Genomic DNA, 15,932 nt, shown 5'->3' with positions numbered 1-15,932 from the left:
GGCCTGTTGCACTTTCTACCAGTTTGGCAACCTGCCTCAGTTCTTTGGCAGCTTCCATACAGAACTTAGCGAAAGTGAGTTTCTCGTTGTAGTCTGGGCGATTGAACGTAGGATAGATAGTCCCGTCTGGTTTTCTATTCACGTTGATATACCGTCCCACAAACACGTGTGGGTTACGCTTTACCGGCCATAACGCCTTTGCCACATGCTCCACGAAGAGGTAATGATCCTCTGCATCACGCGTGATCGTACCGCAGAGATACCTGCCCAAAGGCAATCTCCCTGGCTGTTGCGTCATCAGTTTGAGGTCAATCCCCAATTCCGTATGGGGATAGGCCGACGTATGCTCGCGGTAAGCGCAAGCAAATGGTGAATCACCTTGTAGCATGTCGTTGACTACGCTACCGATAATCTGTGGCTCGTGCGATGAAGCAGAACCGTTCTCGACAATCTTTTTTGTCATTGTTGTATAATTTTTAAAAAAAGTATTGTCTCACACTACGCAGGATCATATAGACAATGTAATTCATGTCCTACGCTCGGAGCCGTGTTTCGTTTTTGACCGCTGACTGAAATCTATAAAAGAATGCAGCAGAAACTCCGAATTAGAAATTTCTGCTGCAAAGATATGATAAAGAAAATGCGGAGTGTATTATTTTTCTAATGTATCATTCGCTCGAGGAATAAAAAGGAATGAAAAGGAATTGAAAAGGAAAGAATCAAAGAATTACCGGTGAGATAATGCTTAAAATAGAACAAATCAAGCAATATATCATTAAAATAGGCCAGCAAATCACCCAAAAGGAGGAATGCTGACCTATTTTCGAGGAATTTATAAAGAATGGGAAGATAATATCAAGGAATCATTAGGACAGTAGATTATTCATTGCTTTGTTCCAGTTATTGCTTGTCGCAGTATATAAACCATGACTTTTAAGGATCGTCCAAAGAGGTTTTAGGTACGAATTGTTATAGTCAGATATTTTTTTATTCTTGATATATTGGGCTGTTATCTTGGCAATAGCAGGATCATTACCAGCTTCTTGAATATCTTTAATATAAGCAATTATATTTTCAAGCTGATTATCGCTGTAGAAATGAGGCTTTAGATCATCGATAAGTTTTTTATTCATGCCATTATAATCTATGATATCCCGAATTTGAACAGATAACCATTTTTTCGGATTATCAATATAATCACACATATATTTACTAAGTTCGTCTTCTTGTTCTTGCAATTTGGATAATCGAGATTGAATGTTTTGTACCAAATCCCTCCATTTAGAATCCTTAGGAAGCGTTTCAAGCAAACCATCAGAAGAATCAGCATAAAACATTTTATCTTTGGAACAATAATTTAAAAGAATAGAAACCCACACAATAATTACAGATGCAGCCAACTTTGCATCAACATTATCTTTACTTTCATCATAATCTCGTAAATAACAGAAAAGGCAGTCATAAGAATTTTTAATATCGTAATCGGACGATTGTTTTCTGATTTCATCAATAATTTCGACCGTTTCTATAAAAATTTCAATTGTAGAGAACCGCAAAGTATTCATGCGGCTCTCAAATTGTTTACAACTGGTATTTATTAACCTCATAATGACATTATCCTGTAGAGTGTCATTAATTAGGGCAACTGATTTTGGCTGGAGGCGTTGTTTCATTTTCTGTTTTCTTTATATCGTCAATACATTCATTGAGCCATTTAAGAAGTTCATAGTCGCCTTTTTCAATAGAAAGAGAGGATTTCATCTGAAAATTTTCGATGGCTAAATCTGGCATAAAATACATAGGCACAACCTCGTCATTTAAGCATATCATTCCACTTTTACTCATCTTAACCCTTATTTCACAATCATTTTTGGATACGAATTCTGCAACATTAAACATGGTGTCGATAGCATTTTTTATGCTTAGCTCATTGGTACCCTTTGCGTATTTACTTCCAAAGAAAACCTCTTTTGCTTCGTTTTCTTCACCTCGCTTGATCAACCCATTGATATCGTTATCACTCGAGAAGTTAGCAAATTTTGCAGTCTCCCCATCACGTTTTGCAGTTAGGCAAATCTGAGTCACATAATCGTTATTACTTATGCAACGTCTTTTGATAAGACTCCAAGCTTTTGCACGCATCAAAATCTTTTCAAATTCAATAGTATAACCATATTCTTTTATTAAACGATTAAAATTTGCAGTAAGTATCTTTAAAATCCTATCAATATTACCATTGAAAGTAGAGTAATTTTTTTCAATAGCCACATATTTCACATCTCCAAGATTTAGAAAGATTATATGACAATATGGATAGGAAGATTCTGTCTTTTCTTTATAGTCATCTATATTATTGGTAGTTGTTCCTGTAGGTAATGTTATCTTTATATCTTTATCATCATTAAGTCTAAATACGATGATATTATCATGCTCGGCAATCACATTATTTTGCAAACATACTTCTTCCTTTCCTTTTTTCATGTATATCTGAAGTTTTCCAGCAGTTTGAAATAGCTTTCCAAATTGCTCTTGAACTTTTTCCTTTTCAACTCTTTTCTCTTCTTTAGAATCTGGGTCTTCCTTGAAAGAATACCTACAGAAGACAAACTTCTTTTGCTTCATTTTTTTAGTTTTTGGGATTGAAAAATTTTATTCCCTATCCACAAATGGAATCAGGAGGGTTAATATTCTCGATTGTTTTAGGTTTCTCGTCCATGATATTATGGACGAGACTCTAATGATATATACGTATAGCAAATAGTGTGCCAAAATTGTTGAAAATTTATCTTTTCTGCTCAATACTGAAATTTTGTCACATCTATTTTCGCTCGTGTCAGTCATGCCTTTTCTGATGTCCTATGTGTATTCCGTGGATAACAAAAATTCTGCTGACAACGAGAATCTTTAACTAAAATCCTTGACCAAAATGCGCAACAGTACGTTGCTTCTGGGAAGAATTTTAATGGGGATCGCATCGGAGACGCTCGACATCCTAACAAAAATCTTAAATATAATCTTCAACAAAAACATCCGTGTCCTCCGTGTGTTCCGTGGATAACAAAAATTTCCGGATCACCAACATACAAAAAGAAGAGGCGGTATTCACATACAACCTCTTCAGCCCTTCATAAAAATCCTTATTTGATTTATTTTTTCAGTTGCAAATATACGAATAAAACCGATACCCTCCAAATTTTTCCGTATATTTTTCTCTTTTTAACCGTTAAAATCAAATTTTTTATTTAATTTTGCCGCAGAGTTGCTAAATTGGTTGGCTCGCATACGGGCTGCCAGTTTTCACGATGCACTCCGCGTCTGGAGGGTATGCCCTGCCAGACATTTCTATATCTTATAGGACAGGAACCTGACCCCTGTTTTCCGGACTACACGGATTCTATTTGAAGATTCTTCTCAAGATTTTCGTTAAGATGTCGAGCATCCCCGATGCGATCCATAATAAAACCCTCACCAAAAGCGAGGTATTCGAGCGCATTCTCGTCAAGGATTCTCGTTAATGATTATGTTTTGTGATGTCTGTCAGCCCCCCCCAAAAAAAAATCCACGGAACACACGGAGGACACGGAGAAAGATTTTCGTAGGATGATAAAGACCACTCCCTCAGCCCTCAGACTTCAGACCTCCGACTTCAGACCTCCGACTTGAGACTTCAGGTTACAATCCTTACAGCTTACAGTATTACAGCTTTTGAAAAGCAAAATCGCACATACACAACAATGACTTTTGCGGACTTAATAGTTGGCAAGTGGAACTGTCCCCATGTTTTTTGTCTCCCCAGTTTTCCTTTTCGACAAACTGTGTTAAATATTCTTATAATTTCACTTGAGTTTGCATTATACAATGGAAATTATAAATAAATAATTTAATTTTGCATTGCACTTTTCTCGCAGAAAGCCTGAAGGGGTATAATGTGGGTGGGTGCTGTTTTTATAGAAAGAGCGTTTATCTGACGCTTGTCTTTGACTAGTCGTAATCTCGCAAATTACAAAAATCGTCATAAGGCAAGACAACGATGAATGCTCACGGTGGGTATGTTACGCCCTGCCGTGTGTTGTCGTATATGTACCCCACTTGTGGTGGTAGGATGCGGCTACTCACGCATGGGATTAATATATGCCATGCGTGGGCTTTCTGCGTTGTCCGTCTCGACGATTTGGGCAATGCGAGAGCCTCGACTAGTGGGATGGGCAAAGGCGAATCCCACGCTTTATTTTTGTAGAGACATAACCAACAAAACTATAACAATTTTCGGAGATTGGGGTTCTATCCGTATTTGAAAAGATAGAAACTTATAATGTATAAGATAACATGGGATAAGGAGACAGGCGGAGTGCTGTTGCACTCGCGCATCGTAGAGGGAACGCTTGGAATCTCCCCACGTCCTGTGTTCTTTGAAGAATTGAATCTTTTGGAACTGGATAAGTTAGGTTGGACTTATCCTCATGCAAAAGAACCTATTATGTGGGCTGTAAACAAACAATATTGGTATCGTGGTGTTCGCCTCTTCGATGCTAAAGGTGCTGACATTTACACCAAACCCACATTGGAAATGCAACCTGGCATAGAACCGATGGAGCTAAAACCTGTAGATGTCAAGAAGATGCTCCAGCGTACCGCCGACCTTATGTTCGTTTTGGAGAACGAAGCCATTGAGTTCATTCACGACACCTATCTGGCATACGCCAAGGTGAACAAGACATACGCCAAGGCAGATGCTAACAAACTCGACTTTGAGGCTATGGCGGAGCGTGTGGAGAAAAAGAGTAAGCAGAAGATGGCTGTGGTAAAACAAGATTGCGATTCCTTTGATATTATGCCACTTTCCACTGCCGAGAAGGAGGGAAAACGCGTGCTGCTTTCTACCAAGATCGACCGCTTTATTGCCAGTTTCTCTGGTGGTAAGGATTCACAAGTGGTGCTCGACCTTTGTACGAGAGCCATTCCACCAACAGACTTTGAGGTGATATATAGCGATACGGGCTATGAGTTGCCTCCATCGCTAACCTTATATAAAGAGGTGGAGACATACTACAAGGAGAAATTCCCTACCCTCAACTTCCTTATGGCTCGTAACCATGAGTCTGTACTCAATTATTGGGATAAAATTGGCACACCAAGTGATAATCACCGCTGGTGCTGCTCGGTAATGAAAACAGCTCCGTTGTACAGAATGTTGATGTCTGGTACAGATAAACGACAAAAATTCTTAGCTTTTGAAGGAGTAAGAGCAGAAGAGTCAGTAAGTCGAAGTGAATATAATAGAATAGGTAAAGGGGTAAAACATAAATTTGTAGTAAACGCACGTCCAATATTGAGTTGGAATACAACTGAAGTTTTCCTATATCTGTTAGAACATGATTTGCATATAAATTCAGCATATCGTGTAGGAAAGCCTAGAGTAGGATGTGTCCTTTGTCCATTTGGTTCTCCCTGGGATGATATGATAGTCAATAATTGCTATTCAAGTAATCTTAAGCCATTCTTGGATAGGATTGAATCAAATGTTGCTTCAAGAAAAATTCCAAATAAGAAAGAATATATTGCAGAGAGAAAATGGAAGCTAAGAGGCAGTGGTAAATTCTCTGAGGCTAAGACCTCCGTTTCGTTTTCTTCGTCTTCCAATAAATGGCAAGCAATAGTGAAAAGTGCAGAAAAAGAACTATTCACTTGGTTTCCAGTTCTTGGCAAGTATAGTATAAAGGAAAAACAAGAATTTATTATTGGTGAATTGGAGTTCAAACATGAAATATACCATTTTGAAATTCGTTTTGGCAAGAATATGAATGATTTTACATTCACTTTGTATGACAATAATAATATACAACTAAGATATTATTTAAGACGAATTATCAATAAGACAGCGTATTGCATAAACTGTGAGGCATGTGAGTTAGAATGCCCTACAGGTGCTCTTTCTGTTTATCCAAAAGTGAATATAGACAAAGACAAATGTGTACATTGCCTCAAATGCTTGGAATATCATAATGTCGGGTGTATTGTGGCAGATTCAATGATTAAGCCAACAACTATAAAATTATCGAATATGAAAATATCAAAATATGGAACGTTTGGTATCCATCAAGAATGGGTTGACCAATATCTAACAGATACAGATTCTTTTTGGGAAGATAATTTCCTTGGTGTAAAACAAGTGCCAAGTTTTAAGGCATGGCTGAAAGACGCAGAGATTATTGATGAAAAATCAAAACTTACACCATTTGGTGAATTATGCGTTGAAATAAACAGAGAGAACACAACTCTTTTGTGGGAACTTATTCATATCAATTTGGCTTATAATAGTCCTTTAATGGGTTGGTTTTCTTCTTCTGTCGGCTTTAATACAGAGATAGGGAGAAAAGATTTTGACAAACTTGCTCTCGAGTATTTCCAACAGACATTCAAGGAAACGACAATTACATATGCTGTACAAGCCTTGGTGCAAACATTTAAGTATTCTCCTATTGGTGAAGACTTAAGACAGTTTGTGAGTCAAGATACAAAAGGAACATCTTTCCAAAGGTTACCCTATAACGATTTGAGTCCTGAGGCTGTTGCTTATTCTTTATACAAATACGCAGAGCAGAAAGGGATTAAGATGCTTAGAGTTTCCGACTTGTATCGTTCCGAGGAGCTTTGTGGAGTATATCGGGAATTTGGTATTAGCAAGGGTGAATTACAAAAGAAATTAAGATTCTTGTCTTCTGAAAAGAACCGAGTGTTGGTTGCAGAGCTTACCATGGGGTTAGACCACATTACCCTTCGGGATGACTTGGACCAATTGGTAGTGCTCAAGTCTTTGCTTCAATAAAAAATGGATTAGCAACATAATATTCATATGCTTATGGCTACTAAGTACGACGATATCATAAAACTGCGTGGAGGCAAGGCTGCCTACGACATCGCAGAGGAAAAACAGGGTGAATGGATTTCGTTTATCCCTAACGAGCAATTCAATTCAGTATTGCGCACGGTCATCAAAAGTGTGCGCTGTAACGATATTGACTTTCACAAGAGTTTCTGGATAAATGGAACATACGGAACAGGTAAGAGCCATGCCGTGGCCGTTATTAGCCACTTGCTCGGTGACGATGTGGAGGACATAAGAAAGTGGGTGGACTACGAATATAAGGGAAAAAAGTTTGAGTCTATTCGCGATTCCATCTACAAACTTCGCGAAAGCAAGCGATTGCTAACGGTTAAGGTGTATGGTCTAGGTGCCATGACACACCCTGGTGACGTTGCCCTTGTGTTACAAAAGGCTGTTACAGAAACGCTCCGTAAGCACAAAATAGAGATTGTTGTACCTACGGATTACGAAAACTATATTGAACAAATCCGGCAGAACCCTGAAATCTGGAATCACTTGATTGACACGCATACTGCCCTTTCGTCAGTAGTGTCAGACTGCGAACAGCTGGTTGAGAACCTAAAGACTGGTGACCTTGGCATTTTCCACCGAGTGACCGATACTTTGCGAGAAGCCAGACTTGACATCCGCCTGAACAACGACAATATCAAGAATTGGCTCATTGAGGTTCAAGATCGTCTGGCAGAGCTTGGAACTTATAATGGCCTACTCATTGTTTGGGATGAGTTCACAGACGTAATGGCCGATGCTATCGGTATTCCTGTATTGAAGCAGTTGCAGGAAGTAGCACAAAAATTCATGAACATGGAGAACAATTCCTATATGTTCCTCATTTCCCATCCTTCGGCGTTCAACGGCATGGACGCAGAACAAATGAAACAAACCGACGGACGTTATCACCGCATGAAATATAACATGGAGTCGGTGTCGGCGTTCAAGATTATGTCACGCAAGTTTGAAATTATCGACGAAGAACGTCATCGCCAAATGCGAGAGCTGTTCTATTCGATGAACCCCCAATTACTCGACATATTCACCGCCACAAGCAATGACCAGCAGTCCACTCGGGATGACCTCTTCAACCTTTATCCATTGCATCCTGGTACTGCCAATCTCGCTACCCATTATGCCACGGTGGTAGGCTCATCAAGCCGAAGTGTATTCGAGTTTTTGGGACAGAATGATTCCATACGCGAGTTTCTTGACAGCGAGGATCGTTTTTTGAACCGCGACACCATCACGGCAGACTATCTGTGGGATTATGTACTGAAGGTGTTCCAAGACGATGTGACCAACTATGGAGCGGTGACAGAACGTTACAACTCTTACAAATTGCAGGTAGCAAATGAGGGGGATGCTTATTTTGCTGTGTTTAAAGGCATATTGTTGCTTAATGCTTTTAACAACATTTCGGGCGAAAACAACAACGGACTTGTGACTCCATCAGAAGACAACATCCACGCTCTCTTTGCAGGAACACGTTATGATGGTAAGATAGACACAGTACTGCAATGGTTTAATGAGCAAGGCATTATACAACGTGCGCCAGGCGGATTATACTCTGTACAGTTCTCTGCCCTGCCTTCTGGTGAGATAGAAGAAAAGAAGACCGAAATGCGCAATGTGCAGTATCGCTATACTGATCAGGTACTCAACTTCTCTGAAGCTGCCAGCACAGCTTTTGAAAAAAAGATGATGCAGAAGGTGATACGCCCATATGAATTCAAGTTCTTCTCCGATCATCAGAACGAAGCCGTACTCAGAAGTCAAATCAAGAATTCACGAAAGGATACAAAAACGAGTGCTCTGTTCTTTGCCCTGCTTATGGCACGAAATAACACAGAACTTGGAGTATTGCGTAGCTTTGCCGAGAAATGTGCTGAAGACGAGGATGACAAGGACTTGAAGAATATCGTTTTCTTAGTGTTTGACGAGGTACTTACTGATGCCAAATACGAGCAGTTTATAGAGTATCAAGCTAACTATGCTTGTGCCAGCAGCCATGGTTTCATTGACCAGCAGAATGTACATCGTGAACATGCTGTGTCGATGGTGAAGGAATGGATGGACAGCGTTCAGCGTGGCAATGCCATCGCCTATATCAATGGCGTAGAGAAACAACCTATCTCCGTAAAGCACCTGTCGAGTATCGTAAATGGCGTGATTGCTCCGATCATATACCCATATGGTCCTGACGCTTGTGAACTGTTGCGTCAAAAGGCGCCTTCCACATTCTGGCGTCAACAAAACTCAAAAGAGATTGTTCGCACCTTTATCTTTGCCACCTCAAAAGAAGAACTTACGACTATAACCGCACAGATGCGCCCAGTACAATATTTGGTGCAGGAATGCCTGGATGACAATATGGAGTGGAAGAACGATATACCAGAGAACGATCCGTTCAAAGTTGTATATGACAAGGTGCAGAACATTATCAAGTATGCAGACAAGAGTCTTCCTTTCAATTTTGATGAAAAGTTCTCTGTGCTTCAAAAGCCGCCATACGGACTTTATGGAAGTTTTGCACCTATGGCAATGATGGCATTTGCCTTGAAGCCTTGGGCCAACAAGATATTTGATATGCAGGGCAAGCCACGCGACAAGAATGCCTTGATTGACGATATCGTGTATCTATTCAAGGTCTGGGACGACAAAAAGTCGAATTCTAAGCTCAATTTCAAATTCCAGACACCAGAGGAGGGCAAGTTGTGCAAAGACCTCATTTCGCTCTTCAAACTCAACAGTAAAGATAACACATATTCCGACGTATCGAGTCTGAAGGATGCCCGATATGCCATCACGGCAGAATTCCTAGGTAAGAAGGGATATCCACTTTGGTCGGTAAAATACGCTTCCGAAGAGGCTTTCTCAAGTCTGCCAGTCATTATGAAAGTTAATGATGCTGAGCGAAAATTGATAGACAACATTGTGACTATCTGCATGGAACGTGACTTACGCAATCCTGCATTAGTGAAGGAAACAATAGATCTTATCTCAGAGTTGCGTATAGAGATGAAGAATATACTCAATGTAGATGCAGCCTTTTCTGACGGTTTCAAAAACTACTTGATGCAGCTTGACTACATCAACATACAGGAAAATGATGTTGATGAGGTGAAGCACTTCATCGAACAAAACCTTCAGTCAACGGTCGGATACTGGACTGAAGAGGAAGTGGAGAAGAAGGCTTTGCAGTGGAAATCTTCAAAGGCTCTACAGCAACCAGTAGATCCACAGACACCTCCTGCCCCACCAACATCACTTGTGGGAGAAGAATATCCACCAACGACTTACGTTCCCCCTGTCAATTTAGACATTATTGCAGAAAAGCGCAAGCAAGCAAAGAGCCATATAGCCAGCATCACCACCCTCGACGATGCCATCGCTTTACTCAACAAACTGTGTGATGAAGCAGGAGAATGGTTGTTGGACAAGATAAATAGTTAGAAACCGATGTACAAGGAATTCACTTCATTACAAGACCTTTATCAGGAGATAGATGTCGATAAAAATTGGACAGGTGCGGAGAGTTCTATTCGCAACCGCTACCCCATACGCTTTGTATTGTTTGAGAATTTTGGAGATTTCGGTGAGTTTGTTCAAGAGTGCCAAAACCATAACGTGTTTGTACAGAGTATAGAGAAGTGGATGAGAGACGGACAAGATGATAAGTTCATCACCTATTCCCAACTCGCAGCTATGTTTGAAGCTTATATCAAGAGTTTGCCAGCAAATGACTTCGTTATTGCGCCATTCTCTGAGATAACCCGCTTTTATGACAATGTACATTACGCCGAGTTTGACTCATTGTTGAAAACAATACGCCTTGTACAGTCACCAGAAGAATCTCAACGAACCCATCAGCGCATCTATGTACCACTCATAGGTATGCAGAGTAAGGTAAGCAAGTTTAAAGATGACCCAAACATTCACATTTGGGAATACCATTCAGGGATAGAGAGCGAAAACTATAGGTTGGTGTTGACATCTGGAACAACTTACGGAGTACAGGGATTGGAAAACAAGTTCAGTCTCTGCGAGAATATGCGACAGTGGATTTCACTTTGGAAGAATGTAGGAGCTAAGGTGAAACAACAAATCATCTGCTCATCGAAATGTATCTTTGACTCTGCCGGCAATGCACAGCCAGACAATGCCTTCGACTATACCCTTTGTCATAATGCTTTTGAATTCTTGAGCAAAGGTCTCGGTATAAATTTTGGAGAGCTGACTGCTGAGGAGGAAGATATGCCATTTTGGGAGCAGTTGGCTTCAAACATCGATATTGAGGACTTTGACTTCGAAACATTTGTCAACAAGCGGTTCAATACATCCAACCTGAATAACAGCATAGCTTTCGTTCAGACATGGTTCGAGTATATGGATGGCTTCTCACGTTGGTTGTTGAAAAGCTATTTCTTGTGGAATTCCACTACACCAACTTATCTGACGAGGGTGCTAAGAAACTGTAAGACACAAAGCACGTCAGACTTGTTTTCTCTGTTGGCTACTCAAGTGTTTGATGAACCACAGGACGAAGCAAGTCTCAAACTTCGCAGAATTTTACTAAAGGAAGCCCAAAAGTATAATGTGCAGATTACCCATCTGGCAGAGCAAAAGGTAAAGGCGAAACTGATGGCTATGGCTGCTGACCCCGAACGTGGATGTTATTATGCCATGAAATATATGACATCACTCACACTTTCAGAACAATACCTTATGACAGAATGGGTGGGACAAGGCAAGATAGACGTGAAAGACATTCAGACATTAATGCCTTCGCTTTATTCTTATCTTGCACCGCTGGGTATTCAATTGGGCAACTCCTTCACATGGATTAATGATTATTTCCGTGAATACACGCACTCGAAGATAGCCAATAAAGCCAACGACAGCTTACGGCAGATGTTGAAGGAACGCAATGCATCACAATCAACTTTCGAGGCCTGGAGAGATAGCTTCAAAACCGTGAAGACCATCCTGTATAATCGTCAAGACATAGACCTGTATTATTGGATTGACGGATTAGGTATAGACTGGATTCCGTTCATAACAAAAGTAATAGAAAAACATAGAGTAGATGGATTATATCTCAACGAGGTATATGTTGCTACAGCACAACTTCCGTCAGTAACTTCTGTCAACAAGTTGAAATTGGAAGAATTAACAGGCAATAAACTGGAAAAGATCGGAGATATAGATAAGTTCGCTCATACACAAAAGAGCTATCCTGCTTATATCATAGATGAGCTGCATCTTGTAGAAGAGGCCTTCACCCAAGTATTGTCGCAGTACAACGGTAAGAAGATCGCCTTTGTTTCTGACCATGGCATCAGTTATATGGCGCAATTTGGCAACGGTCTTAACCTTGCAGGTATAGACTCCGACCATTCAGGAAGATGTGCAGTATGGAAAAAGGGAAATCCAACTGTGGATGGTAATTATATGATTTTACAGGATGGAAAGAGCATCTGCGCTCTAAACCACAATTCCCTTGCCTCAAAAACACCAACGGGACAAGGAACACATGGAGGTGCTACGCCAGAAGAAGTATTGATACCAATCATTATTGTTTCAGGACAAAAAAATGCCAATGTATATTCGGCAAAACTACTAACATCAGATTTGATAGCATCAAGTCCTACTGTAAAATACAACATCAAAGGCTTGAGCAGTATAGATACGCCAAAAGTAATTTACAATGGTGTTGATTATCTGCTCCACAAGAAACAAGACGATATATACGAAAGTGAAAGACTGAATCTTGTAGGAACAGCTACAAGAATTACTCTCGTAATAGGAGATTTCAAACAGACAGACCAAATAGGCATCAATATGGGTGCCCAGGAGGATGATTTATTCGGATTTTAACTATGCAGACATCAACAATACAGAAAGTCAGGGAGCAATTTGCATCCATGGCCATATATAAGGATCCAGCGTCAACCAACAGTTTATTTGCTGGTCGCAATCTTCCCTCGTTTGTGAAGGACTTCATTCTAAAACGTTACATCAATATTGACGGTTCTGTAAATCGTTCAGAACTCACAGGTTTTCTTGACATGGTGATACCACAGAAACAAACAGAGGTGAAAGACCGCTTGGCTTCTGGGGAAGAGTTGACACTTCTCTCCCGATTCATCATTTATATTGACTTGGTAAAGGGTGTGCGCCGTTTTGGTATTCCAGACCTTGGCATCAAAATCAACGAGGGACAGATTCCTGAGTATGTGTACAAGAATCATCAGGGAGAATTGGTAGATGGCGAGAAATGGGGCATCATCAAACTGTCAGTCCTTCCAGATGAGGACGGAAAGAAAAATCATGTAGAAATGGTGGACTATAAGCCTTTCAAACCATATCGTTCTGTAGATATCGACTATCTGAGAGGAGCAAGAACTGCATTCTCTACGTCTGAATGGATAGACGTACTGCTGTCAGCAATGGAGTATGAGGCTGATGGGTTTGAGACTATGACACAGAAAGTGGAGTTTCTAAGTCGATTGCTCATTTTTGTAGAGCCACGGCTTAATGTCATAGAGCTGGCACCAAAAGGTACAGGTAAATCGTTTGTTTTTGGCAATCTTTCCAAGTATGGTTGGCTTGTTAGTGGTGGCAAAGTTACACGTGCAAAGTTGTTTTATGACAAAAACAAGCAACAGAACGGTATCATCAAAAACCATGACTTTACGGCATTTGATGAGATACAGACTATAATTTTTCAAGAACCAGCCGAGATACAGGCTGCTTTGAAATCATATTTGGAGAGTGGTAAAACTACCATTGACAACAACGAGTTTAGTTCAGAATGTGGTTTGATGATTATGGGCAATATTCCCCTCAACGAGCAACGACGTCCTTTGAACTATCGTTATTTTGACTCTCTACCACAATCATTCAGGGAGTCAGCTTTGCTTGATCGTTTCCATTGCTTTATAGAAGGTTGGAATTTGCCACGTATCAATAAAGGAATCATCTACAAGGGATGGACGCTGAATGTGGAATATTTTTCAGAAATACTACATTCGCTTCGCACGCAGAACATTTATGGTTTATTGTTTGATGAACTTGTGGCTTGCGATAAGAATGCTGACACACGCGACTTCAACGCTGTAAAACGTATTACAGTGGCTTATATGAAGTTGCTCTTTCCACATTGGACGCATGTAAGCGATGTCAATCTTGACGATTTTGATACCTATTGTCTGCAACCTGCTGTTCGCCGCCGTGGTATCATCAAGGAACAATGTCATTATATAGATGTAGAGTTCAAAACCGCAATGCCCCATTTCTGGTTGAAGGGAAATGAAAATGGGGATGTTAATGGCGTGGTAGAGAATACACTTTTTTAGAATGACACGGGGACAGATTCTTTGTCACGCCACGAGAATCTTTAACGTAAATCCCATACCAAAATGCGCTCGAATACCTCGCTTCTTGGGAAGGATTTAATTGGGGATCGCCTACGGCTCGAATTTTTGGAGTAGCGAAGACAGAGTGAGAGCGCGCTTTCACTATGCTGAGTCACGACAAAAATAACCTATGGTAAATCTTAACTAGAATCTTTACAAGAATCTTTAACTAGAATCCGTGTAGTCCGTGTGTTCCGTGGATAAAAAAATCTGTGATTTCCGTGATTCCTGTGCGACATTTCACAAAATACTGAAGGAATATAGAAAGTAATTTTGCATCGTAAGAGACTCATATCCTATGTCTGACCATTTGACTAAAGAACAACGGCACAAAAACATGGCGGCTATTCGTTCGAAGGACACGAAGCCGGAAATGATCGTGCGACATGGGCTGTGGAAACGGGGATTCAGATACAGGCTGAACTACAAAAGGCTGCCTGGGCATCCTGACTTGGTATTGAGGAAATACCGCACCTGCATCTTCGTGAATGGCTGCTTCTGGCATGGACATGACGTGGATATGATACAACCGGATAATTCTATGTGTTGTAAGATTCCTAAGACAAACCGCGACTTCTGGGTGGAGAAGATTCACAGGAACAAGGTGCGCGACAAGGAGGAGCAGCAGACGTTGGCTAAAATGGGATGGCATTGCATAACGGTATGGGAATGTGAACTGAAGCCGCAAAAGCGTGAAGTGACTCTTGACTCCATCGCTTTTACGCTCAACCATATCTGGTTGCAGGACCATGGTGCCAAAACACACTATTATCCTATACTGGAAGAAGAGGATACGGTATGTCCTATGGCGGCAGAAGAATCTCCCAAATGAATCAAGAATGCCAAACGGGGGTTGTTTTGTCCGTTTTTCCATGGCAAAAATACTAAATTTTGTCCGTTTTTCCAAGATTTAACACTTTTCTTCCCTGGAATGACTCATCGGATCATCGGATCATCGGATATTAGACGGATGTTTTTTTGGGTTGCGTGAGCGCAAGATGTTTTGGAGTAGCGAAGACAGAGTGAAAGCGCGCTTTCACTATGCTGAGTCACGACAAAACAAACCATAGGTAAATCTTTGGAGGAAATCTTTAATGAAATATGGCCTTTGGCCAGAAATAATCATCGGATCTTAGACGGATGTTAGACGGATGTTTTTTGGTTGCGTGAGCGCAAGAAATCTTTTGTGGAAATCTTTAATGAGATGTTGCTTCGCAAGAAATAATATATCATTCAAAATGGATAAAAACAAAATCTTTAACCTAAAATCCGCAACTATCATCCAATACACGATTAAGGGTAGATTTATGAGTCGTTAGTAGCAGCTTTCAGTAAAAAGCAACAGCACAACATCAATATGTAGCCACCATCCCCTTACCCCACGATGCGACTTGAGGTAATACGCAGATTCAAACCGGAAAGAAAGGATTCTTATCCGAATTCTGTTTTGAAGGGTTTTGCATAAGCTCGGTTCTCTGTGTAGATATTCAGCACGTATTGCCTTGCAGTCATGATCCACTTGGCAGGTACGGAGATGAATCTGAAGACAAAAGCCTTTATGCGACTCGTTTTCTTGAGCCCAAAAGCCTTGGTGTCAAGCCTGCTCATGATGGTCTTGTAGAAATTGTGTATCA

The 15,932-nt window shown here is 40.5% G+C and carries 8 protein-coding genes and 1 pseudogene; 5 read left to right on the top strand and 4 right to left on the bottom strand.

What is annotated here, in order from left to right:
• From CIK88_RS02565 to CIK88_RS02555, 3 genes are all read right to left on the bottom strand, one after another.
• The coding region (locus CIK88_RS02565) for a hypothetical protein (protein WP_216820872.1) at nt 1–463 on the bottom strand (463 nt) is incomplete at its 3' end.
• A gap of 403 nt (nt 464–866) precedes the next feature.
• Complete coding sequence (locus CIK88_RS02560) at nt 867–1,673, bottom strand: hypothetical protein (RefSeq protein ID WP_094434352.1); 807 nt, start codon at nt 1,671–1,673, stop codon at nt 867–869.
• Nucleotides 1,633–2,622 carry a hypothetical protein gene (locus CIK88_RS02555; protein WP_094434350.1) on the bottom strand — a complete coding sequence of 330 codons (990 nt, stop codon included), beginning with the start codon at nt 2,620–2,622 and terminating at the stop codon, nt 1,633–1,635. Before CIK88_RS02555 ends, CIK88_RS02560 begins: the two co-directional genes overlap by 41 nt.
• Before the next feature lie 1,690 nt (nt 2,623–4,312).
• On the opposite strand from CIK88_RS02555, the gene CIK88_RS02550 reads away from it, so the two are divergent.
• The 5 genes from CIK88_RS02550 (at nt 4,313) to CIK88_RS02530 (ending at nt 15,130) form a co-directional block, all read left to right on the top strand.
• Complete coding sequence (locus CIK88_RS02550; RefSeq protein WP_094434348.1) at nt 4,313–6,826, top strand: phosphoadenosine phosphosulfate reductase family protein; 2,514 nt, start codon at nt 4,313–4,315, stop codon at nt 6,824–6,826.
• Between the two features lie 33 nt (nt 6,827–6,859).
• On the top strand, nt 6,860–10,333 hold the full coding sequence (locus CIK88_RS02545; protein ID WP_094434346.1) for a hypothetical protein: 3,474 nt from the start codon (nt 6,860–6,862) through the stop codon (nt 10,331–10,333).
• Nucleotides 10,334–10,339: 6 nt separating this feature from the next.
• Nucleotides 10,340–12,757, top strand: a complete 2,418-nt coding sequence (gene pglZ, locus CIK88_RS02540; protein WP_094434344.1) for a BREX-4 system phosphatase PglZ — start codon at nt 10,340–10,342, stop codon at nt 12,755–12,757.
• A gap of 2 nt (nt 12,758–12,759) precedes the next feature.
• Nucleotides 12,760–14,238, top strand: coding sequence for a BREX system Lon protease-like protein BrxL (brxL, locus tag CIK88_RS02535; RefSeq protein ID WP_094434342.1), 1,479 nt, complete (start codon nt 12,760–12,762; stop codon nt 14,236–14,238).
• A gap of 358 nt (nt 14,239–14,596) precedes the next feature.
• Nucleotides 14,597–15,130, top strand: a complete 534-nt coding sequence (locus CIK88_RS02530; RefSeq protein WP_094434340.1) for a very short patch repair endonuclease — start codon at nt 14,597–14,599, stop codon at nt 15,128–15,130.
• A 599-nt stretch (nt 15,131–15,729) separates the two neighbouring features.
• Here CIK88_RS02530 and CIK88_RS02525 read toward each other — a convergent pair.
• Nucleotides 15,730–15,932, bottom strand: a pseudogene (locus CIK88_RS02525) (IS1380 family transposase); the annotation flags it as partial.

This window comes from Prevotella sp. P5-50, assembly GCF_002251295.1.
In the GTDB taxonomy this organism is placed as follows: Bacteria; Bacteroidota; Bacteroidia; order Bacteroidales; family Bacteroidaceae; genus Prevotella.
The sequence above is the reverse complement of the archived record's forward strand: the minus strand, read 5'-3'. Positions and strand labels throughout refer to the sequence as shown.

What these genes read in the sequence shown, in the direction of transcription:
- CIK88_RS02550 (WP_094434348.1), top strand. Translation starts at nt 4,313, where the DNA reads ATGTATAAGATAACATGGGATAAGGAGACAGGCGGAGTGCTGTTGCAC.
- CIK88_RS02555 (WP_094434350.1), bottom strand. Translation starts at nt 2,622, where the DNA reads ATGAAGCAAAAGAAGTTTGTCTTCTGTAGGTATTCTTTCAAGGAAGAC.
- pglZ (WP_094434344.1), top strand. Translation starts at nt 10,340, where the DNA reads ATGTACAAGGAATTCACTTCATTACAAGACCTTTATCAGGAGATAGAT.
- CIK88_RS02545 (WP_094434346.1), top strand. Translation starts at nt 6,860, where the DNA reads ATGGCTACTAAGTACGACGATATCATAAAACTGCGTGGAGGCAAGGCT.
- CIK88_RS02560 (WP_094434352.1), bottom strand. Translation starts at nt 1,673, where the DNA reads ATGAAACAACGCCTCCAGCCAAAATCAGTTGCCCTAATTAATGACACT.
- brxL (WP_094434342.1), top strand. Translation starts at nt 12,760, where the DNA reads ATGCAGACATCAACAATACAGAAAGTCAGGGAGCAATTTGCATCCATG.
- CIK88_RS02530 (WP_094434340.1), top strand. Translation starts at nt 14,597, where the DNA reads ATGTCTGACCATTTGACTAAAGAACAACGGCACAAAAACATGGCGGCT.